Origin of the sequence: Kitasatospora sp. NPDC001547 (assembly GCF_042894165.1) — a bacterium.
GTDB lineage: Bacteria > Actinomycetota > Actinomycetes > Streptomycetales > Streptomycetaceae > Kitasatospora.
Genome location: NZ_JBIAVL010000028.1, coordinates 25,842 through 52,567, shown reverse-complemented (window position 1 = coordinate 52,567; position 26,726 = coordinate 25,842). Strand labels below are relative to the sequence as shown.

25 protein-coding genes are annotated in these 26,726 nt (G+C 73.9%); 9 read left to right on the top strand and 16 right to left on the bottom strand.

All coding sequences use genetic code 11. The annotated features are described in order from the left end of the window. Positions 1-149 precede the first annotated feature (149 nt). Entirely contained in the window at positions 150-815 is a 666-nt protein-coding gene (locus ACFY0X_RS32570) for a CatB-related O-acetyltransferase (RefSeq protein WP_387759998.1), read from the bottom strand. A 96-nt stretch (positions 816-911) separates the two neighbouring features. On the opposite strand from ACFY0X_RS32570, the gene ACFY0X_RS32565 reads away from it, so the two are divergent. The 3 genes from ACFY0X_RS32565 (at position 912) to ACFY0X_RS32555 (ending at position 2,928) form a co-directional block, all read left to right on the top strand. Beyond that, positions 912-1,610: a TetR/AcrR family transcriptional regulator gene (locus ACFY0X_RS32565; protein WP_387759996.1), complete on the top strand. Its 699-nt coding sequence runs from the start codon at positions 912-914 to the stop codon at positions 1,608-1,610. Positions 1,611-1,694: 84 nt separating this feature from the next. Next, positions 1,695-2,402 (top strand): peptidylprolyl isomerase, encoded by a 708-nt coding sequence (locus ACFY0X_RS32560; protein WP_387759994.1) that lies wholly within the window; start codon positions 1,695-1,697, stop codon positions 2,400-2,402. Positions 2,403-2,571: 169 nt separating this feature from the next. Beyond that, positions 2,572-2,928 (top strand): MazG-like family protein, encoded by a 357-nt coding sequence (locus ACFY0X_RS32555; protein WP_387759992.1) that lies wholly within the window; start codon positions 2,572-2,574, stop codon positions 2,926-2,928. Positions 2,929-2,992: 64 nt separating this feature from the next. On the opposite strand, the gene ACFY0X_RS32550 is transcribed toward ACFY0X_RS32555, so the two are convergent. From ACFY0X_RS32550 to ACFY0X_RS32520, 7 genes are all read right to left on the bottom strand, one after another. Next, on the bottom strand, positions 2,993-4,303 hold the full coding sequence (locus ACFY0X_RS32550) for a geranylgeranyl reductase family protein (protein ID WP_387759990.1): 1,311 nt from the start codon (positions 4,301-4,303) through the stop codon (positions 2,993-2,995). Between the two features lie 227 nt (positions 4,304-4,530). Next, positions 4,531-5,226, bottom strand: a complete 696-nt coding sequence (locus ACFY0X_RS32545) for a demethylmenaquinone methyltransferase (protein WP_387759989.1) — start codon at positions 5,224-5,226, stop codon at positions 4,531-4,533. A gap of 217 nt (positions 5,227-5,443) precedes the next feature. Further along, positions 5,444-6,031, bottom strand: a complete 588-nt coding sequence (locus tag ACFY0X_RS32540; RefSeq protein WP_387759988.1) for a hypothetical protein — start codon at positions 6,029-6,031, stop codon at positions 5,444-5,446. Positions 6,032-6,281: 250 nt separating this feature from the next. Then, the gene (locus ACFY0X_RS32535) at positions 6,282-6,995 is read right to left on the bottom strand and encodes a hypothetical protein (RefSeq protein WP_387759987.1); all 714 of its coding nucleotides are present in this window, start codon (positions 6,993-6,995) and stop codon (positions 6,282-6,284) included. Positions 6,996-7,152: 157 nt separating this feature from the next. Continuing rightward, positions 7,153-8,373: a cyclic dehypoxanthinyl futalosine synthase gene (gene mqnC / locus ACFY0X_RS32530; RefSeq protein ID WP_387759985.1), complete on the bottom strand. Its 1,221-nt coding sequence runs from the start codon at positions 8,371-8,373 to the stop codon at positions 7,153-7,155. A gap of 141 nt (positions 8,374-8,514) precedes the next feature. Next, on the bottom strand, positions 8,515-10,272 hold the full coding sequence (locus ACFY0X_RS32525) for a serine/threonine-protein kinase (RefSeq protein WP_387759984.1): 1,758 nt from the start codon (positions 10,270-10,272) through the stop codon (positions 8,515-8,517). A gap of 145 nt (positions 10,273-10,417) precedes the next feature. Continuing rightward, complete coding sequence (locus ACFY0X_RS32520) at positions 10,418-11,284, bottom strand: menaquinone biosynthetic enzyme MqnA/MqnD family protein (protein WP_387760044.1); 867 nt, start codon at positions 11,282-11,284, stop codon at positions 10,418-10,420. 458 nt (positions 11,285-11,742) lie between these two features. Here ACFY0X_RS32520 and ACFY0X_RS32515 point away from each other — a divergent pair, with 458 nt between their 5' ends. Beyond that, complete coding sequence (locus ACFY0X_RS32515) at positions 11,743-11,946, top strand: cold-shock protein (protein WP_045692393.1); 204 nt, start codon at positions 11,743-11,745, stop codon at positions 11,944-11,946. Positions 11,947-12,276: 330 nt separating this feature from the next. On the opposite strand, the gene ACFY0X_RS32510 is transcribed toward ACFY0X_RS32515, so the two are convergent. After that, the gene (locus ACFY0X_RS32510; protein ID WP_387759982.1) at positions 12,277-13,617 is read right to left on the bottom strand and encodes a dicarboxylate/amino acid:cation symporter; all 1,341 of its coding nucleotides are present in this window, start codon (positions 13,615-13,617) and stop codon (positions 12,277-12,279) included. 471 nt (positions 13,618-14,088) lie between these two features. Between ACFY0X_RS32510 and ACFY0X_RS32505 the strand changes: the two genes are divergently transcribed. Beyond that, positions 14,089-15,297: an MFS transporter gene (locus tag ACFY0X_RS32505; RefSeq protein WP_387759981.1), complete on the top strand. Its 1,209-nt coding sequence runs from the start codon at positions 14,089-14,091 to the stop codon at positions 15,295-15,297. Positions 15,298-15,550: 253 nt separating this feature from the next. On the opposite strand, the gene ACFY0X_RS32500 is transcribed toward ACFY0X_RS32505, so the two are convergent. The 4 genes from ACFY0X_RS32500 to ACFY0X_RS32485 form a co-directional block, all read right to left on the bottom strand. Beyond that, positions 15,551-16,681, bottom strand: a complete 1,131-nt coding sequence (locus tag ACFY0X_RS32500; RefSeq protein WP_387759980.1) for a LacI family DNA-binding transcriptional regulator — start codon at positions 16,679-16,681, stop codon at positions 15,551-15,553. A gap of 50 nt (positions 16,682-16,731) precedes the next feature. Continuing rightward, positions 16,732-17,076, bottom strand: coding sequence for a DUF4229 domain-containing protein (locus tag ACFY0X_RS32495; protein ID WP_387759979.1), 345 nt, complete (start codon positions 17,074-17,076; stop codon positions 16,732-16,734). Positions 17,077-17,197: 121 nt separating this feature from the next. Then, positions 17,198-17,725, bottom strand: coding sequence for a GNAT family N-acetyltransferase (locus ACFY0X_RS32490; protein WP_387759977.1), 528 nt, complete (start codon positions 17,723-17,725; stop codon positions 17,198-17,200). Between the two features lie 122 nt (positions 17,726-17,847). Then, positions 17,848-19,164 (bottom strand): MFS transporter, encoded by a 1,317-nt coding sequence (locus tag ACFY0X_RS32485; RefSeq protein WP_387759975.1) that lies wholly within the window; start codon positions 19,162-19,164, stop codon positions 17,848-17,850. Positions 19,165-19,296: 132 nt separating this feature from the next. On the opposite strand from ACFY0X_RS32485, the gene ACFY0X_RS32480 reads away from it, so the two are divergent. Further along, positions 19,297-20,307, top strand: a complete 1,011-nt coding sequence (locus ACFY0X_RS32480) for a GlxA family transcriptional regulator (RefSeq protein ID WP_387759974.1) — start codon at positions 19,297-19,299, stop codon at positions 20,305-20,307. A 404-nt stretch (positions 20,308-20,711) separates the two neighbouring features. Here ACFY0X_RS32480 and ACFY0X_RS32475 read toward each other — a convergent pair whose 3' ends face one another. After that, positions 20,712-21,185 carry an ATP-binding protein gene (locus tag ACFY0X_RS32475; RefSeq protein WP_387759973.1) on the bottom strand — a complete coding sequence of 158 codons (474 nt, stop codon included), beginning with the start codon at positions 21,183-21,185 and terminating at the stop codon, positions 20,712-20,714. Positions 21,186-21,816: 631 nt separating this feature from the next. On the opposite strand from ACFY0X_RS32475, the gene ACFY0X_RS32470 reads away from it, so the two are divergent. Further along, entirely contained in the window at positions 21,817-22,407 is a 591-nt protein-coding gene (locus ACFY0X_RS32470; protein ID WP_387759972.1) for a sigma-70 family RNA polymerase sigma factor, read from the top strand. Then, positions 22,394-23,611, top strand: coding sequence for a zf-HC2 domain-containing protein (locus ACFY0X_RS32465; protein WP_387759970.1), 1,218 nt, complete (start codon positions 22,394-22,396; stop codon positions 23,609-23,611). Before ACFY0X_RS32470 ends, ACFY0X_RS32465 begins: the two co-directional genes overlap by 14 nt. Positions 23,612-23,621: 10 nt before the next feature. On the opposite strand, the gene purU is transcribed toward ACFY0X_RS32465, so the two are convergent. Continuing rightward, positions 23,622-24,488, bottom strand: a complete 867-nt coding sequence (gene purU / locus ACFY0X_RS32460) for a formyltetrahydrofolate deformylase (protein ID WP_387759968.1) — start codon at positions 24,486-24,488, stop codon at positions 23,622-23,624. 109 nt (positions 24,489-24,597) lie between these two features. Then, complete coding sequence (locus ACFY0X_RS32455; protein WP_387759966.1) at positions 24,598-25,113, bottom strand: hypothetical protein; 516 nt, start codon at positions 25,111-25,113, stop codon at positions 24,598-24,600. Between the two features lie 173 nt (positions 25,114-25,286). On the opposite strand from ACFY0X_RS32455, the gene ACFY0X_RS32450 reads away from it, so the two are divergent. Continuing rightward, complete coding sequence (locus ACFY0X_RS32450; RefSeq protein WP_387759965.1) at positions 25,287-26,588, top strand: ABC transporter substrate-binding protein; 1,302 nt, start codon at positions 25,287-25,289, stop codon at positions 26,586-26,588. Positions 26,589-26,726: the final 138 nt, after the last annotated feature.

Below are 26,726 nucleotides of genomic sequence, written 5' to 3'. Positions count from 1 at the left end.
CCGGCAGGTTCGAGTACCGTACGGCGTCGGACGGACCCAGGGGCCGGGCGCGAGGCCCGGTGGTGGATGGGGTGGAGCGCGGAGCAAGGGGGCGCCATCTTCGCGCACCGGGCTGCCGATGATCAATGCCTTGACCGGGCACGGTTGGGTCAGGCGGCGAGCAGACCGTTCGCCGCGGCGATCGCCTCGACGTCGGCCGGCGTCCCGGACATGACGGCGCGGACGTGCTCGGTGACCAGCTCGGCCGGCCAGTCCCACCAGGCCGCGCGGAGCAGGCGCTCGATGTCGGCGTCGTCGAAGCGTCGGCGGATCGGGCGGCCGGGGTTGCCGCCGACGACGGTGTACGGCTCGACGTCGGAGGTGACCATCGCTCCGGCCGCGATGATCGCGCCGTCACCGATCCGGACGCCGGGCAGGACGGTGGCCCCGTGCCCGAACCAGACGTCGTTGCCGACCACCGTGTCACCCCGGCTGGGCAGGCCCGTGACGATGTCGAGGGTCCGCTCGGTCCAACTGCCGCCGAACATCGTGAAGGGGAAGGTGGAGACGCCGATGGTCGGATGAGCGGCCCCGGCCATCAGGAACCGGGTGCCGGTGGCGATCGCGCAGTACCGGCCGATCACCAGCCGCTCGGGGCCGTACGCGTAGAGGACGTTGCGCTCCTCGAAGCGGGTGGCTCCGTCGGGGTCGTCGAAGTAGGTGTACTCGCCGACCTCGATCCGCGCATCGGTGACGAGCGGGCGCAGCAGGACGACCCGGTCGTGGCTGGCCAGCGGGTGGACGGTGGTGGGGTCGGGGATGACGGTGGCGGACAAATGCGGGCTCCTCTCGTAATGCGACTTGAGTCGCATTACGATGAGCATGGCACGACCGCCACCCCGCGGCAAGCCTTAACGCGACTGGAGTCGACTTTGACTGGAGCCACCCGCCCCGCGGACCACCCCACCCCGGAGTCCGTCCCGAGGTCCATCCCGGAGCCCACCCCCGAGGCCCGCACTCCCACCCCGCGCCCGGGCGGCCGCAGCGCCCGGGTCCGGGCGGAGGTGGTCGCCGCCACGCTCGCCGAGGTGACCGAGAAGGGGTACGACGGCCTCAGCGTCGAGGCGGTCGCCACCCGTTCCGGCGTCCACAAGGCGACCCTCTACCGGCGCTGGGGCGGGGTGGACGGCCTGGTCGCCGACGCCCTGACCGCCTCGGCCGACCAGCCCTGGCCCCTGCCCGACACCGGAGACCTCCAACAGGACCTCCGCCGGATCACCCAGGAGGTGTTCAGCGTCTTCACCGATCCGGAGCTCGGCCCCACACCCACCGCGCTGATCTCCGCCGCCCAGCGCTCGGACGCCGGCGCGACCGCCCTGCGCGCCTTCTTCACGGCCCGGCACCGCCAGGCCGCCGAGGTGGCCGATCGGGCCGTCGCCCGGGGCGAGCTGCCCGCCGGCACGGACGGCGCCGAGGTGGTCCGGGCCGCCACCGCTCCGCTCTACTACCGCCTGTTCGTCTCCGGCGAGCCACTGGACGACCGCACCGCCGAGCGGGCGGCCGACGCCGCGGCCCTGGCCGCCCGTGCCGGGCTCTTCACGCCCACCGCGACCACCCCGGAGCAGATCTGACGGACCATCACGCCGCTACCGCCCCGGGAGCCACGGCCGTCCCAACCCCTACCGCATCCCCACCCGGCCGTGGATGATGCACCCATGACAACTCTGCCGTCCACCACGCCCCGGAAGGCCCGTCACGTGAAGCGCAAGCACTGGGCGCTGGTCGCCGCCGCCACCGTCCTCCCTCTCGTGGCGAGCACCGGCACCGCCATCGCGGACACCCCCGCGGCAGCCACTCCCACCGCCGGCTGCACCTACACGCCGGCCGTCCCGGCCGACAACTTCAAGGGCATCCCGGTGTTCGACGCCAAGAAGGCGGCGAAGCCCTACCACGCGACACTGCGGACCAGCCAGGGCCAGATCACCTTCGAGGCACTGACCGACAAGGCGCCCTGCACCACCTTCTCGTTCCGGTTCCTCGCCGAACACGACTACTTCGACCGCAGCCACTGCCACCGCCTCACCACCCAGCGGATCTACGTCCTCCAATGCGGCGACCCGACCGGCACGGGCAGCGGCGGCCCGGGCTACTCGTTCCCGGACGAGAACCTGACCGGCGCCACCTACCCGGCCGGCACCGTGGCCATGGCCAACGCCGGGCCGAACACCAACGGCAGCCAGTTCTTCTTCGTCTGGAAGGACACCAAGCTCTCCCCCGCCTACACCCCGTTCGGCCGGATCACCGCCGGCCTGGACGTCCTCCAGAAGATCGCCGCCGGGGGCGAGGACGACCAGAACAACCCGGGCGACGGCTTCCCCACCCTCCCGGTGAACATCCGCAACGTGAAGATCAGCAGCCGCTGACCCCGCCGGCCGGCCAGCCCCGACCGGCCGACCCGACCGGCCTCCCCTGCTCCTCGGCCCTGGCCGGACAACCCGGCCGGACAGCCTCGGCCCGCCATCCGTCCGCCCGCCCCCGCTCCCGTACGGTGGCAGCACCAACGACACCGCATGGGAGCAGGAGCAGCGCCGCATGGACAGCCGGATCTGGGAGAGCGTCGACCACCTGGTCGCATGGCTGGACGAGCGGACCACGCTGTCGCCCCAGGAGGAGCGACTGCTGCGGATCCTCAAGCTCTCCGAGGAGGTCGGCGAGGTCGGCGCGGCGGTGATCGGCGCCACCGGTCAGAACCCGCGCAAGGGCGTCACCCACTCCTGGGAGGACGTCCAGCACGAGCTCTGCGACGTCGTCTTCGCCGCCCTCGTCGCCCTGCGGACCCTCACCCCCGACGCGGCGCGGGTCTTCGCCGAGCGCCTCGCCTACGTCGAGGAACGCTCGGCCGCGTCCCGCCGGCCGACGGAGGCCCCCCGGACGGCCGACGAGGTGTAGGCGGCGGCCCCGCCCGTACCGCGGGCCGGGCCGCAGGACCGCGCGGCACCCCGCCCGGCCGCCGTCAGGCGTTCGGCGCGACCCTGGCGAGGCCGTTGATCACGCGGTCCATCGCGTCGCCGCCCTGCGGGTCGGTGAGGTTGGCGAGCAGCTTGAGGGTGAAACGCATCAGCATCGGGTGGGTGAGTCCGCGCTGGGTGGCGATCTGCATCACCTTGGGGTTGCCGATGAGCTTCACGAAGGCGCGGCCCAGCGTGTAGTAGCCGCCGTACACGTCCTTGAGGATGCGCGGGTAGGCCTGGAGGGCGCGCTCGCGGCCGCCATCGGTGACCCGGGCGAGGGCCTGCACGATGACCCCGGCGGCGATCTGGCCGGATTCCATCGCGTAGGCGATGCCCTCGCCATTGAACGGGTTGACCATGCCGCCCGCGTCGCCGACGAGCAGCAGGCCGCGGGTGTAGTGCGGCTGCCGGTTGAAGGCCATCGGCAGCGCGGCGCCGCGGATCGGCTCGGTCATGTTCTCGGGGGTGTAGCCCCACTCCTCCGGCATCCCGGCGCACCAGGCCTTGAGCACCTCGCGCCAGTCCAGCTCGCCGAACGCGGGCGAGGAGTTGAGGATGCCGAGGCCGACGTTGGAGGTGCCGTCGCCCATGCCGAAGACCCAGCCGTACCCGGGCAGCAGCTTGCGCTCGCCGCCGCGGGTGTCCCACAGCTCCAGCCACGACTCCAGGTAGTCGTCGTCGTGGCGCGGGGAGGTGAAGTAGGTGCGGTAGGCGACGCCCATCGGACGGTCCTCGCGCCGGTGCAGGCCCATGGCGAGCGAGAGGCGGGTGGAGTTGCCGTCGGCGGCGACCACCAGCGGGGCCCGGAAGGTGACAGGCCGCTTCTCGTCGCCCAGCTTGGCGGTGACGCCGACGATCCGGCCGGTGCGCTCGTCCAGGACCGGCCCGCTGACGTTGCAGCGCTCGTAGAGCCGCGCGCCGGCCTTCTCTGCCTGACGGGCCAGCAGCTCGTCGAAGTCGGCGCGCTTGCGCACCAGGCCGTAGTCGGGGAAGGAGGACAGCTCCGGCCAGTCCAGCTCCAGCCGGACGCCGCCGCCGATGATGCGCAGGCCCTTGTTGTGCAGCCAGCCGTTCTCGGTGGAGACGTCGATGCCCATGTCCACCAGCTGCTTGGTGGCACGAGGGGTCAGGCCGTCGCCGCAGACCTTCTCGCGCGGGAAGGCGGTCTTCTCCAGCAGCAGGACGTCCAGTCCGGCCTGGGCCAGGTAGTACGCGGTGGCGGAGCCGGCCGGTCCCGCACCGACCACGATGACGTCGGCCGTGCTCTCCACGGGGCTGTCCGGCTTCGTCAGATCGGCTGCGGTCTCGGACACGTGGACACACTCCTGGAACTGCGGCTGGGGGACGGCGGCTTTGTCTCCGGCAGTCTAGTTCCGCTCACGCCACCGGATGCGCCCCCGCCCCGACCTCCGGCACCAACGCCGTGGCACCCGCAACCGTCGCCCGCGAAACCGGCCGCCCCCGAACCGCCCGGACCCGACCCGACCGAACCCGGACCGCCCGAGCCCAGCCCAACCCCCCTCGACCGAACCCGAACCCACTACGCGATCTTGTAGGCCCGGTGCAGCGCGACGATCCCGCCGGTCAGGTTCCGCCAGGCGACCTTCGACCAGCCGTTGTCCTGGAGCTTGGCGGCCAGCCCCGGCTGGTCCGGCCAGGCCCGGATGGACTCGGCGAGGTAGACGTACGCCTCCGGGTTGCTGCTGACGGCGGTGGCCACCGGCGGCAGCGCGCGCATCAGGTACTCGGTGTAGACCGTCCGGAACGGCGTCCAGGTCGGCGTGGAGAACTCGCAGATCACCAGCTTGCCGCCGGGCTTGGTGACCCGCAGCATCTCGCTCAGCGCCGCGTCGGTGTCCTGGACGTTGCGCAGCGCGAAGGAGATCGTCACCGAGTCGAAGGTGTCGTCCGCGAACGGCAGCCGGGTGGCGTCGCCGGCGGTGAGCGCCAGCTCGGGGTGGCGGCGCTTGCCCTCGGTGAGCATGCCGACCGAGAAGTCGCACGGGACGACCTTCGCCCCGGCCTCGACGAAGGGCAGCGAGGAGGTACCGGTGCCGGCCCCGAGGTCGAGCACGAGGTCCCCCGGTCCGGCGTCCACCGCCTCGGCCACCGCCCGGCGCCAGGCGCGGGCCTGGCCGAGGGAGAGCACGTCGTTGGTGCGGTCGTACTTGGCCGCGACGTCGTCGAACATGGCGGCGACTTCGTGCGGCTGCTTGTCCAGAGAGGCTCGGGTCACGCCCCCATTGTTCACCCTCGTACGGACACCCCGACCAACGGGGCACGCCGACCCCGGCCGCACCCAGGACCACGCGCCCCGAACCGGCCCTCCGGACCGCACCCCGGGCCGTACCCCCGAACCGCACCCGGCCGCACCCCGGACCACGCCCCCGAGCCGGCCCGCCGGCCGACAGGCCGGCAGGCCGGGCCTGCCCCGCCGAGCGCCCCGCGCCCCGTCAGTGCTGGGCGCGCCGCCCGCCCGCGCGGCGCCGCCGACGGGACCGCTTGCCGTGGGTTATCGCGGGCATCCCGTCCGCCAGCGCTCCCGTCGCCAGTGCGAGGTTGGCGGCCAGCTTCCCCTGCCCGCCGCGGACCGCGAGGGCCTTGTGATGCCGCCGGATCCGCAGCACGCAGATCAGGAAGAGCACGACGGCCACCGGCACGCTGAACCAGGCCAGGCCCACGCCGACCGGCTGCGGGTAGGTGTCGCCGCAGATCCGCACCGCGCCCGGGTCGTCGGCGGCGTGCTCCAGGCAGATCCTGTCGCCGAGTCGGGCGCCGTCCGAGAGCGGCAGCGCGGCCGCGGTGTGCGGCTCGCCGCCGGCCCGGTAGCTGACGGCACTGTAGGTACCGCCGCCGGTCGGGAGCTGGGTGACGACCCCCTCGACTCTCACCGGGTGCGCCTCGATCCGGTCGGCCTGGTCGGCCTGGCGCCAACCGAGCAGGCACATCCCGACGGCCAGCACGGCGCTGAGCACGGCGGCGAGGTACCAACCACGGCCCAACCGCGGGGTGCGCGGCGGGGGAACGGTCGCGGTTCGCATGGTTCCTGTCCTGGCTTGCCTTCGGGGCCGGGGACACGGCCCCGCCGCCCGCGGGCGCGGGCAGTGGTGTGGTGAGGGTACGGAGTGAGCTGTCCGGGATCGTATCCGCTGGCGGGCCCTCAGGTCACGACGAAGGGACAATCACACTCCGGGACCGGCACCGGAGTTCGGCTGCACACGAAGGAAGTCCCGTGCGCCACAAGGAAATCCGACTACTGACGAGTACGTCACACCCGCCGTGACGACCGTCTCACCGTCGGCGGTACACCAACCGCCCGCCCAGCACCGTGGCCAGGCACCCGCCGGCCGCCGGTTCGGCGCGCCCGCCGCCCGCGGCCGCCGACCCGTCACGCCCTTCCCCCACGACCGCGCCCGCGACCCCCGCCGCGGCCGCGAGCGCGAACACCGCGAAGTCCGCCCGGCTCCCGGGCGACACCCGCCCGTACACGGCCTCCGCGAACGGCAGGACGGCCAGCGGGTCCAGCGGCCCCGCACCCCCGCCGTCCGACTCACCGGTCGGAGCGGAACGCCCGGGCAGGCCGACGATCCCCGACCGCGCCACCGCCGTCCGCACCGAGGCCCGCTCGAAGGGCCCGGCCACCGCCGTCACCCCGTACCCGAGCATCCGTTGCAGGCCGCGCCGCGCACTGGCCCCGCACCGCGCCTCGTCCGCGGACCCGGCCAGCCCGTCCGCCACGGGTTCGAGGCCGACCTCCTCCCGCGGATCCGGGTGGTACGCGCGTTCCAGCAGCCAGTGCCCGTACGGATTGCGCAGCCCCGGGGCGAGCACGGCCGCGCCCCAGTCCCGCACCCGCGCGCCCGGGTGCGCGGCCGCCAGCTCCGCGTACGGCCCGACCGCCTCCACCAGCTCGCCGCGCACCACCACCGCCCCGTCGGCGATGGACGGGGCGGTGGGATCGGCCGGGTCGGGCAGCACGAACGCCGCCCGGTGCAGAGTCAGCACGTCAACGCCTTCGACTTCGACGGCATCACCAGTACCGTCGGCACCGGCTCACCGGGGGCAACGACACCGGCCACACCGATACCGGCACGGACACGAAAAAGCGGCACGAGGAACGGCACGAGCAGCGGCACGAGCAGCGGCAGGACGAGCAGAGGACTCAGTTGTCCAGGATCTTCAGCTCGGGGTGCGCGGTGCCGCCCTCGATCGCCGTGGAGGCGATGTGCGAGGCGACCCGGGGGTCGACCGGGTCGTTGGCCGGGTCGTCCAGCACCCGCAGGTGCTGGTAGGTGGTCGAGCGCTGCGCCGGGACGCGGTCGGCGGACCGGATGAGGTGGATCAGCTCGGTGAGGTTGGAGCGGTGCTTGGCGCCCGCCGCCGAGACGACGTTCTCCTCCAGCATCACGGACCCGAGGTCGTCCGCACCGTAGTGCAGCGACAGCTGGCCGGCCTCCTTGCCGGTGGTGAGCCAGGAACCCTGGATGTGGGCGACGTTGTCGAGGAACAGCCGGGCGATCGCGATCATCCGCAGGTACTCGAAGACGGTGGCCTGGGTCGAGCCCTTGAGGTGGTTGTTCTGCGGCTGGTAGGTGTACGGGATGAAGGCCCGGAAGCCGCCGGTGCGGTCCTGCACGTCGCGGATCATCCGCAGGTGCTCGATCCGCTCGGCGTTGGTCTCGCCGGTGCCCATCAGCATGGTGGAGGTGGACTCCACGCCGAGGCCGTGGGCGATCTCCATGATCTCCAGCCAGCGCTCGCCGGACTCCTTCAGCGGGGCGATCGCCTTGCGCGGCCGCTCCGGGAGCAGCTCGGCGCCGGCGCCGGCGAAGGAGTCCAGGCCCGCCTTGTGGATCCGGGTGATGGCCTCCTCGACGGAGACGCCCGAGATCCGCGCCATGTGCTCGACCTCGGAGGCGCCCAGCGAGTGGATCACCAGCTGCGGGAACTCGGCCTTGATCGCCGAGAACGCGCGCTCGTAGTACTCCACGCCGTAGTCCGGGTGGTGGCCGCCCTGGAACATGATCTGGGTGCCGCCCAGCTCGACCGTCTCCGCGCAGCGGCGCAGGATCTCGTCGAGCTCGCGGGACCAGCCCTTGTCGCTCTTCGGCGGCACGTAGAAGGCGCAGAACTTGCACGCCGTCACGCAGACGTTGGTGTAGTTGATGTTGCGCTCGATGATGTACGTCGCGATGTGCTCGGTACCCGCGTAGCGACGGCGGCGCACCGCGTCGGCGGCGGAGCCGAGCGCGTGCAGCGGCGCCGAGCGGTAGAGCTCCAGCGCCTCCTCCGGGGTGATCCGGCCACCGGCGGCGGCCCGGTCGAGCACGGCCTTCAGGTCGGTGCTGGACGCATCGAGGGTGGTCGCTGCGAGCTCGGTCACCTGGCGGCCTTCTCTCTCTCACAAGTGCTACTCGGGTACGGCCGAACCAGCCTACGCCAGCACATTCCGCCGCCCGCGTCAGCCCGCTGAACCGCGCGCGGTCCCGGGTGAACCGCGCACGGGCCCCGGGCCGGGCACCCCTCAGCCCGGCGCCCCGTCCACCCGACGCATCGTGCCGGTCGGGTTCCCGGCCGGCGGGTCGACGGAGACGAAGCGGATCGTCCCGTCGGGCTGGAGGGTGAGCGTCTCCGTGTTGGAGCCGCCGGTGCAGGCGCCGGGGATCGAGGAGCGGACCAGCCGGGACTGGAACACCAGCTTGGTGGCGGAGGCCGACCTGAGCGTCCAGACGCCCTCGCAGCTGATCGAGATCAGCCCCGAGACGGCGTTGCGGCTGGTGACGCCCTCCTGGCCGATCGCCGCCGGACGGATGGTGAGCGTGGTGGCCCCGGCGGGCAGTCCCTTGTCGGTGACCATGTCCCCGCTCCAGGTGCCGAGGAAGGCCGCGGGCACCGCGTTCGGCCCGTCCGTCCCGGGTGGCACCGCACCCGGGACGGACGCCGTCGCGCTTGCCGGGGCTCCGGAGGCCGGGGCCACCCCGGAGGCGAAGGTCCCGCTCGGCAGGGCCGCCGGGCCCGGATCGACGGACACCTCCGGCAGCGGCCCGGCCGACGGCCCCGGCACCGCCGGTTCGGCCCGGTGCAGCCACCCGTACAGCCCGTACCCGCCGCCCCCGAGCACCGCGAGCGCCACCACGGCCGCCACCGCGGTCCGGACCCGCCGCGGCCGCGCCTTCGCGGGTTCGTCCCAGACGCCCGCGCACAGCGGCTGATGGCCCCCCTCCCCCTCGGATTCGCTCCCGGACACGTAGGTCGGAGTCCGCACCGCCTCGCCGGCCCCGGCCCCGACTCCGACTCCGACTCCGGCCACGATCCCGGCCCCAACCCCGGCTACCCCGCCCGGAGCCCTCTCCCCCGCCGCCTCCGCCGTCCCCGGCTCGCCGTCCAGGTCCAGCAGCTCCACCGCACTGCGCCCCACCCCGGCCGCCAGCTCCGCCGGCAGCCAGCCGCCCCGCGCCAGCCGGGTGCCGGCCGTGCCGTCCGGATCAAGCCGGTCGCGCAGCTGCCGCGGGGTCGGCCGGGCGGCCGGGTCCTTGGCCAGGCAGTCGAGCACGGTCCTCCGCAGCGGCTCGGGCAGCCCGGCCACGTCCGGTTCCTCGTGCAGCACCCGGTAGAGCAGGACGGCCGCGCTGACCCCCTCACCGAAGGGGTGCACGCCGGTCGCCGAGAAGGCGAGGACGGCGCCGAGCGAGAAGACGTCCCCGGCCGGCCCGACCGGCTGCCCGTTCGCCTGCTCGGGTGACATGAAGCCGGGCGAGCCGACCACGTAACCGGAACGGGTGAGGCCCCCGGCGGCGTCCAGGGCGCGGGCGATGCCGAAGTCGATCAGCCGCGGCCCGTCCAGGGTGAGCAGCACGTTGGAGGGCTTGACGTCCCGGTGCACCAGGCCGAGCCCGTGGACGTGGGCGAGCGCCTCGGTGAGCCCGACGCCGAGCGCGCGCACGGCCGGTTCGGGCAGCGGCCCGTACGTCCGGACGGCGTCGCCGAGTGCGGGGCCGGCCACGTAGCCGGTGGCGACCCAGGGCTGCCCGCCCTCGGTGTCGGCATCCAGTACGGGCGCGGTCCAGGCGCCGCCGACCCGCCGGGCGGCGGCCACCTCCTGCCGGAACCGGGCGCGGAACTCGGCGTCGTCCGCGAGTTCCGACCTCACCACCTTGACGGCGACGGTGCGCCCGCCGGACGTCCGGCCGAGGTAGACCCGGCCCATCCCGCCCGAGCCCAGCCGGCGCAGCAGCCGGTAGCCGCCCACCTGGCGGGGATCGTCCGACTCCAGTGCCCGCATTCCCGCACGCTCCCTCGCCCGCTGGCCCGACGCGCCCGACCGGCCGTCGACCGCCGACAGCCGACCGCTGTTCGCCGGCCAGCCACCGCCAACCGCCAACCGGCCGCGCCTCGGTGCAGACCGTACCGGGCCGAGCGGACCCCTCTTACGCCCCCGGCGGCAACGCGCCCGCCGGCAACTCCCCCAGCGGCAACTCCGCCGGCTCCAGCAGCCGCACCGCGACGTCCGGGGCGAACCCGCTGTCGTGCGCGACCCGCCGGGCGAACTCCGTGACGCCCGCCAGCTGCCGCTCGCCGAGCGAGAAGTCGAGCGCCTCGCTGAAGTACCGCTCCAGCACGTCCGCCCCGAAGGCCTCCCAGCGGGCGGCCTGCTCGGCGACCTTGGCGGCCTCCACCAGCGACAGGTCGCGGGACTCCAGGAAGGCGCGGTGCACCGCGGCGGTCAGCTCGGGGGCGCGCTCGGCGAACTCGCGCCGCACCGCCCAGACGGCGAAGACGAACGGCAGGCCGGTCCACTCCTTCCACATCTCGCCGAGGTCGTGGACGGTCAGCCCGAGGTCGGCGGCCTGCCCGAGGTAGGCGCGCAGGGCCGGGTCGCCGATCAGGACGGCGGCGTCGGCCTCGGCGAGCATCGCGCTGAGGTCCGGCGGGCAGCTGAAGTAGTCCGGGTGCACGCCCTCGCGCTCCTCAAGGAGCAGCCGGGCGAGCCGTACGGAGGTGCGGCTGGTGGAGCCGAGGGCGACCCGGCGGCCGTCAAGGTCGGCGAGCGGCACCTTGCTCACGATCAGGCAGGACATCACGGGGCCGTCGCTGCCGACCGCGATGTCCGGCAGGACCAGCAGGTCGTCCGCGTTGCGCAGGTACTCCACGCAGGTGATGGGGCCGATGTCCAGGGCGCCGTCGACGAGCTGGTCGCTCAGCTTCTCGGGGGTGTCCTTGGTGAGGTCCAGGTCGAGCAGGTTGCCGGTCCTGGCGAGTCCCCAGTAGAGGGGGACGCAGTTCAGGAACTGGATGTGGCCGACCCGCGGCCTGACCGGGGTGTCCTGCCGGGGCTCCCGCGTCCGCGCGTCCGGTGTTCGTGCTTCCGGTGCTGCCACTGCGCCGCTCCCTTGCTGTTCGTGCCTCCACGCAGCGTATGCCCGCTGTTCACGGCGGCTCGCACCGGCCGGACCCGACACGCCCTCACACGTCCCCGAGCCGCCTTCCAACACCCGTTCCGGGCCTGACGACACGCGTCTTCCGCGCGGTAAGTGACCTCTGGTCGTCACAGCGGCCGCATGCTAGCGTTGCCCTCAGTTGCAGTTTGATTCCCCTTGCAGTACTTGAAGCCTGCGGAGCATGTAACCGCAGGCTTTTTGTAGTTTTTCAGCAATATCGAAAAATTTCGGACACGTCCGGAGGCAGGGCGATCAGCGCAGCGGACCGGGCGCCACACGGTGTGGCCCCCGACACGCATCGCAAGGAGAACGGCATGGCCACGGGAACCGTCAAGTGGTTCAACGCTGAGAAGGGCTTCGGCTTCATCGCCCAGGAGGGCGGCGGCCCGGACGTCTTCGTTCACTACTCCGCCATCAATGCGAACGGCTTCCGTTCGCTGGAGGAGAACCAGGCGGTCACCTTCGACGTCACCCAGGGCCCGAAGGGCCCGCAGGCGGAGAACGTCACCGCTGTCTGACGATCCTCTGATGACCTGATCGCTCGGGACCCCGACGGGTCCACCGGCGGCTCCCGACAGCCGCCACCATGAGCACAAGAGCAGTACCCAAGGGGGCCCGCCCATCCGGCGGGCCCCCTGCCTTTTCGGAATCCGCGGCCCGATCCGCGACCCGACCCGCGGCCGACTCGCCGCCCGATCCGCAGCCCGATCCGCGAACCCGCGGCCCGCCGGAAGTTCGGGCACGGATCGAGGAATGCGGAAAGGGCCCTCCCCCGTCGCCGGGGGAGGGCCCTTTCCGTCATGCCGATCGAACGACCCCTCTGACGTCCGATCGCACGTTCGACGACCTCAGACCGCGGCCGGGGTCGCCCGGCCGGCGCCGACGGCCGGCTTCGCGTCCTCGTCGTACAGGTCCGCGGAGGGGTTGTTGTACGCGGCGACGTCCAGGATCTTCTCCCGGGCGGCGACCACGATCGGGACCACGACCTGGCCGGCGACGTTGGTCGCGGTGCGCATCATGTCCAGGATCGGGTCGATGGCGAGCAGCAGGCCGACGCCCTCCAGCGGCAGGCCCAGTGTGGACAGGGTCAGCGTCAGCATGACGATCGCACCGGTGAGGCCCGCGGTGGCGGCCGAACCGACCACCGAGACGAAGGCGATCAGGATGTAGTCCTTGATGCCCAGCTCGATGTTGTAGACCTGGGCGACGAAGATCGCGGCGACGGCCGGGTAGATCGCGGCGCAGCCGTCCATCTTGGTGGTGGCGCCGAACGGCACCGAGAAGGACGCGTACTCGCTCGGGACGCCGAGGCGCTCGGTGACGCGGCGGGTGACCGGCAGGGTGCCGACCGAGGAGCGGGAGACGAAGGCCAGCTGGATCGCGGGCCAGGCGCCCTTGAAGAAGTGCAGCGGGTTGAGCCCGGCGGCGAAGCGCAGCACCAGCGAGTAGACGACGAACAGCACCAGCGCGCAGCCGAGGTAGATGTCCAGGGTCAGCGTGGCGAAGGGCTTCAGCAGGTCCCAGCCGTACTTGGCGACGGACTTGCCGATCAGGCCGAGGGTGCCGAGCGGGGAGAGCCGGATGACCCACCACAGCGCGGTCTGGGTCAGCTCCAGCACGGACTCGCTGAGCTTGAGGACCGGCTCGGCCTTGGCGCCGAGCTTGATGATCGCCGCGCCGACCACGACCGCCAGGAAGACGATCTGGAGCACGTTCACCTTGGCGAAGGAGTCGACGATGTTGGTCGGGAAGATCCCGGTCAGGAAGTCGATCCAGGTGCCCTTGGAGTCGAGCGCCTTGAGGCCCTCGGTCTTCAGGTCGGTGCCCTCGCCCGGGTTGGTCAGCAGGCCCAGGCCCAGGCCGATGCCGACCGCGATCAGCGAGGTGATCATGAACCAGAGCAGCGTGCGGGTGGCCAGGCGGGCCGCGTTGGTCACGTTGCGCAGGTTGGCGACGCTCACCACGATCGCGGTGAACACCAGCGGCGGGACGGCCAGCTTGAGCAGCTGGACGAAGATCTTGCCGATGGTCTCCAGGGTGGTGGCCAACCAGGAGATCTCGGCGGTGCGGGCCAGGTAGCCGAGGCCGACGCCGAGCACGAGGCCGACGACGATCTGCACCCAGAAGGGCGTCTTGCGGATGCGGGCGAGCACGGACGGCGACGAGGTCGCCTCGGGCGCTGTGGACATGGGGGAGCGTCTCCGGGGGAGGGCGTTGCTGACGGTGAGGTGTGGGGTGGGGCGGGCGGCACGGCGCGGGGCCGGACGGGAAACGTCGGGCCCCCGGTCAGGGGCGTGCCGCCGCGGTACAGCTCAGGGCAGTAAGGCGCACGGCGCGACAACGGCGCGGGCTGTCCACAGCACCGGCCAGAGCACACGGGCGGGCGGCGCGGGGCAGCTGGCCCGGGCCGTTCATCCGCAGTGTGTCTGAGGCTGTCATGGCCGATACGTTAGCAGCAAAGGTTTGAGATGTTCAAAGTACTTGTTTGAGGTCACAGGGAGCCCCTCCCCATCCGGGGCCTGCCGTGAACCCGCACTCCGGACACGAACGAAGCTGACGCCCCATCAGCCCAACCGGGCGGTCCGATTGACCGCTGAGCGGTTATACGTATAACTTTGACGGCGTCCCCGCCCCCGCCTGCCCACCCGGAGAGGATCCCGATGGGCTACCTCGCCCTGCTCCGTGCCCCGCACGTCACCCGTCTGCTGCTCGGCACCCTGCTCGGCCGGCTGCCCGCCGGCATGACCGCCCTCGTCATCGCCCTCGCCCTGCGCGACGCCGGGGTGACGTACGGCCGGGTCGGCCTGGCCACCTCCGCCTACGCGATCGCCGCCGCCGTCGGCGGCCCGGTGCTCGGCCGGATCGTGGACCGCACCGGACAGCCCCGCGTCCTGCTCGCCTCCGCCGTGGTGGCCGGCGGCGGGTACGCGCTGCTCGCCCTCGCCCCCGGTTCCGCGATCGCCGCACCGGTCGGCGCCGCGATCGCCGGTCTCGCCATGCCCCCGCTGGAGCCCTGCCTGCGCTCGCTCTGGCCGGACGTGGTCGAGGAGGAGCAGCTCGACACCGCGTACGCCTTCGACTCCGCGTCCCAGCAGATCCTGTACGTGGCCGGGCCGCTGGCCGTCGCCGCCATCTCCGGGCTGTTCAGCCCGGTCGCCGCGCTCTGGGTGGCCGCCGGGCTCGGACTCGTGGGCGCGCTGGTCGTGGCCACCGCCGGGCCCGCCCGGGCCTGGCGCGCCCCGGCACGGGAGCAGTCCGCCGGACTGCTCGGACCGCTGCGCTCCCCCGGGCTGGTGCTGCTCCTGGTCGGACTGGCCGGGGCCGGCTGGGCGGTCGGCGCCCAGAACGTGCTGTTCATCGCCTACGCCGAGCAGCACGTCGGCTCCCTGCCCGGCGGCGGAGGCACCCTGCTGGCGCTGGCGGCGCTCGGCGGCCTGCTCGGCGCCCTCGCCTACGGCGCGGTCAAGTGGCGGCGGACCACGGCCACCCGGACCTGGATGATGGCCCTCGCGATGGCCGCCTCCTACCTGCCGCTGCTCGCCCTGCCCGGTCCCTACCCGATGGCCGCGCTGGCCTTCCTCTCCGGGATCATGCTGGCCCCGCTGCTGGCGGCCGCGTTCGTGCTGGTCGCCGAACTGGCGCCGACCGGCACCGTCACCGAGGCCTTCGCCTGGCTGGTGACGCTGTTCGCCACCGGCAACTCGCTCGGCTACGCCGTCTCCGGCAAGCTCGCCGAGGACTCGCTGCGCCCGGTGGCGCTGTGCGCGGCGGGCGGGATCGCGCTCGGCGGGCTGCTGCTGTTCGGCGCCCGGCGCTGGTTCCACCCGGTGCCGCTCGCCCCGGCCGCGCAGCCCGTCCCGGTGGGCTGACCCACCCCGTGAACGACCGCGCCCGCCGGTGGTCTGGCCGGCGGGCGCGGTCCCCTCGTCCACCTGCCTGCGGGTGTTCACCTGCGGCGGCCCCGACGACGCCGGGAGGCCACCGCGAACAGCACGCCGAAGCCCGGGGCGACGGCACCGGGCACGACCGGCAGCGGGCCGGGCCCGCCGCAGCGGGCTGCCGGTGGAGTCGGGGGCGGTGCGGGCGGAGCCGTTCCGCGCACCCGGAGCCGACGCGCCGTGGTCAGCGCGTCGAAGTCGTAGCGGCCGAAGCCGTACTGGCCGGAGCCGTGGAGGAGCGCAGCACCAGCGAGGTGGCCAGCGGCGCGACCGGCGCCACCCGCTCCCCGCGCAGCAGGGCCGCCAGCGCGGCCGCGCCCGCCCGGCCCAGCTCCTCGCCGGGCAGGTCGACGGTGGTCAGCGGCGGGGCGAGCAGCGCGGCCACCGCGACGTTGTCCATGCCGACCACCGACAGGTCCTCCGGCACCCGCAACCCCAGCTCGGCGGCGGCCTGGTAGACCCCGGAGGCGACCACGTCGTCGTCGCAGACGACCGCGCGCGGCCGGTCCGCCCGCTCCAGCAGCCGGCCCGCCACGGTCCGGGCGGCCCGGTGCCCGTCGTTCAGGCTCACGCCCAGCTCCACGACGTCCAGGTCGAGTTCGCGGACCGCCTGCTCGAAGGCGGCCTGCCGGACCCGGAAGGTGTACGCGGCGTGGCTGGAGCGCAGCCGACCGATCCGGCGGTGGCCGAGCGCGGCCAGGTGCTCGACCGCGGCGCGCATCCCGCCGGCCACGTCGAGCTCGACGGTCGGACGCGACCGGTCGGTGCCGGGGTCGGCGTCCAGGAAGACGGCGGGGGTGTCGGCGGGCAGTTCGCCGAGCTGGCTGTCGTCCGGGGAGCAGATCAGCAGGCCGTCGAAGCGGCCGGCGGTGGCGGCCTCGGCGAGGGTGGCGCTGCCCCAGCCGGAACTGACCACCACGGCCAGGCCGTTGCGGCCGGCCTCCTCGTGGACACCCTCCAGCACCCGGCCGAAGAACGGCCCCTGGAGGTTCGGCACGGCCAGCAGGATCATCCCGCTGCGGCCGAGCCGCAGCTGCCGGCCGGCCGCCTGCGGGCGGTAGCCGAGGCTGCGGGCGGCCTCCCGGACCCTCCCGCGGGTGGCCTCGGAGACCCGTCGGCCGGCCTCGGCGCCGGAGAAGACCAGGGAGACGGTGGCCTGGGAGACCCCGGCGAGCCGGGCCACGTCCCGCCCGGTGGGCCGGCGGACGGGGGCCGGCCAGGTGCCGGAAGCCCCCTCGGCGGGCGCCACCTCGGCGGGCGGCTGCTCGGCGGGCGGCTGCTCGGACGACGGCTCCGGCGACGGCTCGGACGGCACGGAGTCCCGGGTGGCGGACACGGCGGCTGCGCTCGTGGGCGGGGCCGGGATCAGCCCTGGCCGGCGGTGGCCGCGCGGGCGGCGTCGTCGGCGGCGTCCTCCTCGGCGTTCTGCGCGGCGATCCGCTCCGCCGTACGGCTGCGCATCCCGGAGACCTTGCCGCTGATCTGCGCGGACATCGCGTCGCGCTGCTTGCTCAGCAGCGCGTAGCTGAGCGGCGCGGAGGCGACCGCGGCCAGCAGGAACAGGAAGATCATGCCGGCCTCACCACTGACCGGGATGATCTGGAAGTGCCCGAGCAGCAGGGCCACCAGCAGGCAGCCGAGGAAGATGCTGACCCGCATGGAGGTGTAGCGGAGCGTGGCGTGCGACTTCTCCGGGCCGTTGCTGGTCACTCGACACATCCTTCTTCTTGCGCTGGGGCGGGTCCTCCAGTCAAGCATGCCTGACAGGCCGGGAGGGGCACGGGTCACCCGATCCGGCCCGGCCGACCCGACCGACCCGCCCGGGCGGCTGTCAGCGCAGATCGAGCCACATGGTGATGTCGTCCCGGTCGTCCCCGGGGGCGACCCGGATCGCGGCCGGCACCCGGCCGACCTCCCGGTAGCCGCTGCGGGCGTAGAACCGCTCCAGTCCCAGGCCGCCGCGCGCGGTGAGCCGCAGCGACTCCAGGCCCCACCCCCGGGCCACCCGCTCGGCCTCGGCCAGCAGTCGGGCGCCGTGGCCGCGGCCCTGGAAGTCGGGGTGCACCATGACCCGCTTGAGCATCCGCCAGTGCTCCATCGGGCCGAACCGCATCGACTCGAAGAACAGCACCCCGACCAGCCGGCCCGTCGCGCTCTCGTGCGCGACCAGCAGCCGGTCCGGACCGTCCGGCTCGACCCCGGCGAACTGGTGGTCGGCGGTGTCCCAGACCTCCTCCTCGGTGACCGGCGCCAGGAAGCCGACCGCCCCGCCGGCGTTGGTGACGTCGACCCACAGCCGGACGATGTCCGTCCGCAGGTCGGGGTCGAGCTTGGGGTCCAGGGTGAAGGTGAGCGCCATGGAGCGGAGCCTAGACCTCCGGTACGACGGTCCTACCGGAAGGCTTCGGTGGCCCAGAGGGCCCGGGCGGACCGGGAGGCCCGGAAGGCCCGCCACCGCCCCCACCTGCGGAGCGCCGACCCTCACGACAGGGCCGGCACCGCCCCGTCGGGCCGCCCGGTGCGCAGCGCCAGGCAGAGCCCGACCGCGACCGCGCACAGCGCGCCGGCGCCGTACCAGGTGAGGTCGTAGTTGCCGAGCGCGTCCCGGGCCAGGCCGGCCAGTCCGGCGACGACGGCCGCGCCGATCTGGTGGGCGGCGAGCACCCAGCCGAAGACGATCGGGGCGTCCTCGCCGAAGTGCCGGCGGCAGAGCGCGACGGTCGGCGGCACGGTGGCCACCCAGTCCAGCCCGTAGAAGATCACGAAGGCGAGGATCGGCGGCTGGAGCGAGCCGGCCAGCAGCTGCGGCAGCAGGAGCAGGGACAGGCCGCGCAGCCCGTAGTAGACGGTCAGCAGCAGCCGGGAGTCGACCCGGTCGGTGAGCCAGCCGCTGAAGACGGTGCCGAGCACGTCGAACACGCCGATCAGGGCGAGCAGGCTCGCGGCGGTGGTGACCGGCATGCCGTGGTCGTGCGCGGCCGGGATGAAGTGGGTGCCGACCAGGCCGGCGGTGGTGGCGCCGCAGATCGCGAAGGAGCCGGCCAGCAGCCAGAACGCCCGGCTGCGGGCGGCGTTCCGCAGCACCCGCAGCGAGCGTGCCAGGGCGCGGCCGTTGGCGGCCGGCGCGGGCGGGGCCTCGGTCGCGCCGTACGGGAGCAGGCCCAGGTCGGCGGGCCGCTCGCGCATCAGCAGCAGGACCGGGACGGCGACGGCGCTGGCCGCGAGCGAGACCACGACCACCGCCGAGCGCCAGCCGTGCTGCTCGACCAGCCAGGCGCCGACCGGGAGGAAGACCAGGTTGCCCGCCGCTCCGGCGGCGGTCAGCACCCCGGTGACCAGACCCTGGCGGGCCTGGAACCAGCGGCCGGTGATGGTGGTGGCGAAGGCGCCGGCCATCGAGCCGCTGCCGAGGCCGACCAGCACGCCCCAGCAGAGCACCAGTTGCCAGGGCTCGCGCATCAGCATGGTCAGCCCGGCGCCGACCGAGATGGTCAGCAGCGCGCAGACCACCATCAGCCGCACGCCGAAACGGTCCATCAGGGCGGCGGCGAAGGGGGCGGTCAGGCCGTAGAGCGTCAGGTTGACGGAGGTGGCGCTGGAGATCGTCCCGAGCGACCAGCCGAACTCGTTGTGCAGGGCGTCCATCATCAGGCTCGGGGTGGAGCGGAAGCCGGCCGAGCCGAGCAGGACGAGCAGGGAGACGGCGGCCACTACCCAGGCGTAGTGCACCCGGGGGCGCTTGGCCGGGGCGGGCGGTGCGGAGCGGGACGTGGGGGCGAGGGCGCTGCGTTCGGTCACGCGGACGAGTGTTCCGGGCCGGCCGGAGCGGGACGAGTGGCCTGAATGACAGCTTTCGCAAGAATCGGGCCAGGAGCGGCGGTACGCTGGCCCGACCCCACCCCCGAATCCACCCGCACCCCGAGGGACGGCATGGCACACCTGGTCGCGGTACTCGCCCTGGAGGGCGTGATCGCCTTCGAACTCGGCATCCCCGCCCGCATCTTCGGCGGCGCCAAGGACCCGGCCGGGCAGCCGCTGTACGAGGTGGCCACCTGCACCCTGGACGGACGGCCGGTCACCACCAGCGCCGACTTCCGGATCATGGTCGACCACGGGTCCGAACTCCTGGAGCGGGCCGACACGGTGCTGATCCCGGCCTCCTCCGACTCCAGCCCGGCCGTCGCCGACGCCTGCTTCACCCCGGAGCTGGCCGCCGCGTTGGCCCGGATCCGGCCCGGCACCCGGCTGATGTCGATCTGCACCGGCTCCTTCATCCTGGCCGCCGCCGGGCTGCTGGACGGCCGCCCGGCCACCACCCACTGGCGCTACACCGAGCGCTTCGCCCGGCTGTTCCCCCGGGTGCGGCTGGACCCCGACGTCCTCTACACCGACGACGGCGACGTCCTCACCTCCGGCGGCGTGGCCGCCGGGGTGGACCTGTGCCTGCACGTGGTGCGCCGCGACCACGGCAGCGCGGTGGCCAACGCGGTGGCCCGCAACTGCCTGGTGCCGCCGTGGCGCGAGGGCGGCCAGAAGCAGTACGTGGAGGCCCCGAGCCCGGTGGACGCCGACGACAGCGGCACCGCCGCGGTGCGCGCCTGGGCCCTGGAGCACCTGGACCGGCCGCTGGCGCTGCGGCAGCTCGCCGACCGGGCGGGGATGAGCGTACGGACCTTCACCCGGCGCTTCCGCGAGGAGACCGGCGCCAGCCCCGGCCAGTGGATCACCACCCAGCGCACCGAGCGGGCCCGCCAGTTGCTGGAGCGGACCGACCTGACGATCGACCAGGTCGCCCGGGAGTCCGGTTTCGGCACCGCCGCCTCGCTGCGGCTGCAGCTGCGCGGCCGGCTCGACGTCGCGCCGAGCGCCTACCGGCGCACCTTCCGCACGCTCCCCGAGGGCCGCGCGCTCCCCGAAAGCCGTGTCCGGCGCGCTTCCTGAGCGCGCCCCGGGCATCGGGCAGCCGGTGGCCGGATCTCGCCGCTGCCGGGCGGCGCATTGGATGGCGGCAGGCCGCGCGCGCCCCGAGCACGGCACGGCAGGCCGCCATCCAATCGCGGCGCGCGAGCCCTGATCCCGCGCCACACCCTCCGCACTCGCCAAGGAGCGGCCCGCGACCGACCGTCCGCGATCCCCCCTGCTGGCACAAATCCCCTGGACAGCAGCACCGCGGCGGTGGACGGACGTCCCCTCGGCGTCCCCTCGCAACGGAGCGCCGCACCCAAGCGTGATCAGTCGGATACGTCACGTCAATGGGTAGTCCGAAATTCGGAATGGTTGCGTCACCTTTCGGCCGGTGATCGGCGCCGGAGATCTGCACGGTCCGACGGCCGCCGCGAAAGCCGCTATTGCGCCAAAGCCGCCCAGTCCACGTCCGCCAGCGGATCGGCCGGGCGGGCGTCGCTGCCGATCTCGCACCAGACCCGCTTGCCCGAGCCGTCCGGGTACCAGCCCCAGCGCTCGCAGAGCAGCTCGACCAGCTCCAGGCCGCGCCCGTTGGTCGCGTCCTCGTCCGCGCCCGCGTGCCGCGGGGCCGGGGCGACCCGGCTCGCGTCGGCCACCTCCACCCGCAGCGGGGCGGCCGGCCCGTCCTGCGGCGGGTCCCCGGCCACCGGCAGGCAGAGCCGCAGCACGGCCGGACAGCCGGTGTGCACCACCGCGTTGGTCACCAGCTCCGAGACCACCAGCACCACCGTCTCGGCCATCGGCGCGTCCGGGTCCACCCCGTGGTTCAGCAGCCGCGAGCGCACCCACCGGCGGGCCCGCCCGACCTCGGCGGGGTCGGCCTCCACCGCCAGCTGTACCTGAAGAACCTGCACCGCTCCACCACCTGCACTCGCAGTTCGGCCTTAGTCCCGATCGGGCCGGTCCGGCCGGCGGGCCCCGGCCCGTCGCCCGGCGCCGCCCGAGCCGTACCCGGGCGCCCGCCCGACCCGCCCGCCCGCGCCCACTCGTCCGCGCCGGCTCGTCGGTCGGTCACCGGCCGCGACACGAACACGCCTCAGGATGGGCGGGGGGACGGACAGCAGCAAGCGCTTCGGGCATATTCCGGCGATCGGGCGACAGGGCAGTGCATACTGTCCCGCTCACTCTCGCGAGCCTCGCACCGGTGATCGTCCGGCCCGGGCCGCCCGGCCGGTCCCGCAGTCGGGAACCTACCGCCGCGCGCCCCGCCCACCCCGGCCGCCACTCGCGAACCACCCGTGCGACATATGTCCATCGGCGCTCGAACAGCGGCCCCGTGGGCGGCGGACACCAAGGGCGGACGACGGACGGCGGCCCGATCCGGGCCCGCCGGAGCGGGCCGGGAGCTCCGCGCCGGGCGGCACGTCCACGAGGACGGCGAACCGTGGGGAACGGTTCCGTTCTTGCCGGAATCGCCCCCGGCGCCGCCCGGCCGCAAGATACCGTTGGGTACGCCAGCGAACCCGGTCAGGAGGGTGGTTCCCGATGGCCACCCCGGAGCGGACCCCGCGCTGGGACGAGCAGTTGCAACGCCGCCTCGCCCGCGGCGAGGAGACGGCGCTCGGCGAACTCTACGACCAGCTCGCGCCGATGGTGCACGGCCTGGCCGGGCGGATACTGGCCGACCAGGCCGCCGCCACCCAGCTCACCCGGGAGATCTTCGCCCATGTCTGGGAGCACCCCGAGGACTTCGACCCCGCCCGCGGCACCCTGCGCTCCTGGCTCGGCGCGCTGACCCACCACCGCGCGGTCGAACGGCTGCGGGCGCGCCGGGCCGCCGAGCCCGCGCCCGGCGCGGAGGCCGAGATCCGCGCCGTGGCCACCGCCGCGCGGATGCAGTACGTGGTCGACTCCCTGCCCCGACCCCTGCGTGAGACCATCGCGGTGACCTACTACGACGGCCGCACCTACCGCGAGACGGCCCGGCTGCTCGGCATCAGCGAACAGGCCGCCAAGCAGCGGATGCGGCTCGGTCTGGAGCTGCTGGCCACCGAACTGGCCGACGAACGCGCCCGCCAGGACGGAACCGGCGGGCACGGGCCGGGGACGGGAACGGGGAGACGTGAGCAGCACTGAGGAGCGGCACGACGCCCTGCGCTCGCTGCTCGGCGCGTGGGCCCTCGGTGCCTGTCCGGCCCGCGAGGCCGCCGAGTTGGAGCAGCACCTGCGCGGCTGCCGGGAGTGCGCCGAGGAGGCGGCCCGGCTGCGCGAGGCGGCCGGCTGGCTCTCCCTGGACGAGCCGCTGGACCAGCCCGGCCCGCTGCGCCAGCAGGTGCTCGACTGGTGCCTGGCCCGCCGCCCGGCCGAACTGCCCGTCCCCGCCTGGGGCGTGCCGTACACGGCGGAGACCGCCAAGCTCGACGCGCTGCTGCGCGACCTCGGCCCGGAGGAGTGGCAGGAGGTGGCCGAACTGCCGTGGCACGGCGGCACCGAGCGGCTGCGCCCGGCCGAGGTGCTGGGCCATCTGACCGCGGTGGACGGCTTCCTGGCGATGGCGCTCGGCCTGCCCGACCCGGTGCCGGCCGCCCCCGGCCCGCCCGCCGCACCGGCCGGGCGGCGGGTGCCGCCGCAGGAGCCGGCGGCCGGACCGGCCGTGCCGCGGGTCCCGCCGCAGGGCGGCCCGTACACCGCGATCAGCGCGCGCACCGCCCGGCTGATCGCCGACCAGGACGGCCTGGCCCCGCAGTCGGTGCGCTCCCGCTGGCGGCGGCAGGCCCACGACCTGGTGCGCAGCGCCGCGCTCGCGCCGCAGGGCAACACCCCGGTCGACTACGGCTTCGCGGTGCTGCCGCTGCGCGACGCCTTCGTGGACCGCGCCTTCGAGTGCTTCGTGCACGGCGAGGACGTGGCCCGGGCGGTCGCCTACCCGTACGATCCGCCGGCGCCGCAGCACCTGCGGCAGATGGTGGAGCTGGTGGTCCGGCTGCTGCCCCGGGCGCTGGCCGGGCTGCGCGCCGCCCGGCCCGAGCACGCCCGGGCGCCGGGCGCACCGGAGGGCGGGACCCGGACGGCCCGGCGGGTGCGACTGATGGTCGACGGCCCGGCGGGCGGCGAATGGCTGGTCAGCCTGGACGGCGACGACCGTCCCGGCGCCGCCGACGGCTCACCCGGAGGGAACGGCGGCGGCGAGCCGGTGGCCTCGATGGTGCTGGACGGCCTGGAGCTGTGCCAGCTGGCCGCCGCCCACCGCGACCCGGACCGGCTGCCGGTCGGCGAGCACGGCGACCGCGCCGCGGTCCGCGAGGTGCTGCACGCGCTCCCGCTGCTCTCCCGGCCGTAGCCGGCGCCTACTAGGCGAAGACGACCGTACGGGTCCCGTCCAGCAGCACCCGGTGCTCGCTGTGCCACTTCACCGCGCGGGCCAGAGCCTGGCACTCGACGTCCCGGCCGAGCGCGACCAGCTGGTCGGGGCTGACGTCGTGGGTGACCCGGGCCACCTCCTGCTCGATGATCGGGCCCTCGTCCAGGTCGGCGGTGACGTAGTGCGCGGTGGCGCCGATCAGCTTCACGCCGCGCGCGTGCGCCTGGTGGTACGGCTTGGCGCCCTTGAAGCTCGGCAGGAAGGAGTGGTGGATGTTGATCACGCGGCCGGACAGCTCGGTGCACAGCTGGTCGGAGAGCACCTGCATGTAGCGGGCCAGCACGACCAGTTCGACGTTCTCCTTGGCGACCAGGTCGAGCAGCTGCCGCTCGGCCTCGGCCTTGGTGTCCTTGGTGACCGGGATGTGGTGGAAGGGGACGCCGTAGCTCTCGGTCAGGTCCCGCAGGTCGGTGTGGTTGGAGACCACCGCGGCGATCTCCACCGGCAGGGCGCCGATCCGGGTGCGGTAGAGCAGGTCGTTCAGGCAGTGCCCGAACCTGCTGACCATGAGGACGATCCGCATCCGCTCCTCGGTCGGGTGGATCTGCCAGTCCATCCCGAAGGAGGCGCCGATCGCCGCGAAGCTGGCCCGCAGCTTGTCGGCGGTGACCGGCTCGGGGGCGGAGAAGTGCACCCGCATGAAGAAGAGCCCGCTGTCGGCGTCCCCGAACTGCTGGCTGTCGATGATGTTGCAGCCGGTCATGAAGAGGTAGCTGGAGACAGCGTGGACGATGCCCTGCTTGTCGGGGCAGGACAGCGTGAGGACGTACTGGGCGCTGGCCGGCTGCTGTTCCACTGGGGGTGTTCCGTTCTGAGGTCGTGACGTGCGTGGATGGTCCAGCGTGTCACATCCCGGACACCCGCCGCCCCGCTGCCCGTACTGCGGGACGGGGGTGCCCGGCGGGTCAGACCCGGGTGAGGATGCGCAGCACGTCCAGCGACTTCGGCGCCGCGTCCGGGTCGTCCCCGTCTCCCATGGCCAGTGCGACGTGCGCCTCCCGGGCGGCCCGGACGGTCTCCGGCCAGCCGGGGTGGCCGAGGTAGGCGGAGGCCGGCGCGTCCGCACCGACCTCGTGCAGCATCTGCACGGCCCGCAGCACCGCGACGTCCACCAGCGCGGCCTCGGCGGAGTCGCGGAGGATCGTCCCGACGTACTTCTCGGCCGACCAGCGGTCCAGCCAGGTGTCCTCGACCAGCCGGTAGACGGCGTCGGTCACGTCGCCGTACCCCTCTCTCCCGGTCAGCCAGGTCTCCTGCTGGAAACCGGGGTCGGACAGCATGTGCAGCGCCGAGCGCAGTCGGGCTCGCCAGCGCCACCAGGGCAGGTCGTTGAGCGGCATGCCGCCCATCGTGCTGGAGCGGTGGCCCGGACGAGAAGTGTTTCGGGCGTACCGGTGCGAAGAATCTGTGCTGGCGGACATGGTGAACGATCGTACGTTCCCCGTCTGTTCGTGCTCCACTCGCGATCTACACGCGTACCGCCCCGGATTTCGGCGGCCGTTTGCCGTCCGTTCGCATTTCGGCCCTCTCGGCTTGTGGCGCCGGGGCTTGGCTGGTCCCGGTGCGCCGGAGTGCGCCCAGAGAGGGATTAACGATGACCAGCCGAAGGGACTCGTTCCAGGCCCGTCCCCAGATCGTGCGACGCCGCCGCCGACGCCCGATCGCAGCCGCCGTGACCACCGCGGCCCTGCTCCCCACCCTCTTCTCGGCCTCCGCGTGCGGCGGACCGGCCGATGCCTCCACCAGCGGCAACGATCTGACCGTGATGACCTGGGCCCCGGCCGGGACGGGATCCGCCGACCGCCCGGGCATGACCGCGCTCGCCTCCGCCATCGGCCAGGACGTCAACACCAAGGGCGGCCTGAACGGCCACCGACTGCGGGTGATCACCTGCAACGAGCACAACACCGCGGACGGTGCCCGCGCCTGCGCCCAGCAGGCGGTGGACGCCAAGGTGGTCGCCGTGATCGGCTCCTACAGCCAGTGGGGCGAGGCGTTCATGCCGGTGCTGGAGCGCGCCGGCATCCCGCTGATCGGCGGCTACGGACTCTCCCAGCCGGAGTTCACCAGCCCGCTGTCCTACCCGGTGGACGGCGGCATGCCGGCCCTGATCTCGGGCAACGGCCGCCAGCTGGTGGACGCCGGCTGCAAGTCCGTCGCCCTGGTCCGCCCGGACACCCCGGCCGGCGACAACCTGCTCGGCTACCTGGGCACCGCGCTGCGGCCGGCCGGGATCAGGCTGACGGACGTCAAGGCGCCCGAGCAGTCCTCCGACTACACCCCGGTGGTCCGCAAGGCGATCGGCAAGGACGAGCCGGGCAACTGCGTCACCAGCGCCCTGGCCGCCGAGCCGACCGGCAACCTGCTGGACTCCTACCGGCGGCTGAACCCGAAGAACACCCGGATCGCCTCGGTGATCGGCAGCGTCCAGCAGTCGGTGGTGGACTCCACCGGCGGCGACACCGGCCCGCTCGGCGGCGCCTACGTCACCAGCTGGTACCCGCCGGAGTCGGCGAAGATCTGGGACGGGCTGCGGGCGGTGGTGCGCACCGACACCACCGGCGGGCACCCGATCGACGTCTCCGACCCGGGCGTGCAGACCACCTGGGTCGCGTACGAGGTGTTCCGGACGGCGGTGCAGAAGCTCGCGGAGGCCGGCAAGCCGGTCACCCCGAAGGCGGTCTCCTCGCTGCTGGACAGCGGCGAGGGCATCGACGTCGGGATCACCCCGCCGCTGAACTGGGGCACCACCAACATGCTGCCCAGCAGCGGGTCGCCGCGGCTGGTGAACACCTGGGTCACCTACCAGGTGGTCAAGAACGGCCGGATGACCCTGCAGCAGCCGGGCTTCGTCGACGTCCGCTGGGCGCTCACCGGGGGCCGCCCGCCGGCCTGACCCGGAGCCCGTGAGCGGTGGGGGGGGGGGGGGTGCGGGCCCCCCCCCCCCCCCCCCCGGGGGGCGCCCCCCCCCCGGGCGGGCGCCGGGGGGCGCCCCCCGCCGGCACCCGGGGCGGGCGGGCCCGGTGGGCGGTAC

Excerpts from the sequence above, each read along its gene's own strand:
- ACFY0X_RS32510 (WP_387759982.1), bottom strand. The coding sequence starts at position 13,617 with ATGTCCACAGCGCCCGAGGCGACCTCGTCGCCGTCCGTGCTCGCCCGC.
- ACFY0X_RS32455 (WP_387759966.1), bottom strand. The coding sequence starts at position 25,113 with ATGTCCGCCAGCACAGATTCTTCGCACCGGTACGCCCGAAACACTTCT.
- ACFY0X_RS32560 (WP_387759994.1), top strand. The coding sequence starts at position 1,695 with ATGACAACTCTGCCGTCCACCACGCCCCGGAAGGCCCGTCACGTGAAG.
- ACFY0X_RS32515 (WP_045692393.1), top strand. The coding sequence starts at position 11,743 with ATGGCCACGGGAACCGTCAAGTGGTTCAACGCTGAGAAGGGCTTCGGC.
- ACFY0X_RS32470 (WP_387759972.1), top strand. The coding sequence starts at position 21,817 with ATGGCCACCCCGGAGCGGACCCCGCGCTGGGACGAGCAGTTGCAACGC.
- ACFY0X_RS32540 (WP_387759988.1), bottom strand. The coding sequence starts at position 6,031 with ATGCGAACCGCGACCGTTCCCCCGCCGCGCACCCCGCGGTTGGGCCGT.
- ACFY0X_RS32525 (WP_387759984.1), bottom strand. The coding sequence starts at position 10,272 with ATGCGGGCACTGGAGTCGGACGATCCCCGCCAGGTGGGCGGCTACCGG.
- ACFY0X_RS32505 (WP_387759981.1), top strand. The coding sequence starts at position 14,089 with ATGGGCTACCTCGCCCTGCTCCGTGCCCCGCACGTCACCCGTCTGCTG.
- ACFY0X_RS32555 (WP_387759992.1), top strand. The coding sequence starts at position 2,572 with ATGGACAGCCGGATCTGGGAGAGCGTCGACCACCTGGTCGCATGGCTG.
- ACFY0X_RS32480 (WP_387759974.1), top strand. The coding sequence starts at position 19,297 with ATGGCACACCTGGTCGCGGTACTCGCCCTGGAGGGCGTGATCGCCTTC.
- ACFY0X_RS32450 (WP_387759965.1), top strand. The coding sequence starts at position 25,287 with ATGACCAGCCGAAGGGACTCGTTCCAGGCCCGTCCCCAGATCGTGCGA.
- ACFY0X_RS32490 (WP_387759977.1), bottom strand. The coding sequence starts at position 17,725 with ATGGCGCTCACCTTCACCCTGGACCCCAAGCTCGACCCCGACCTGCGG.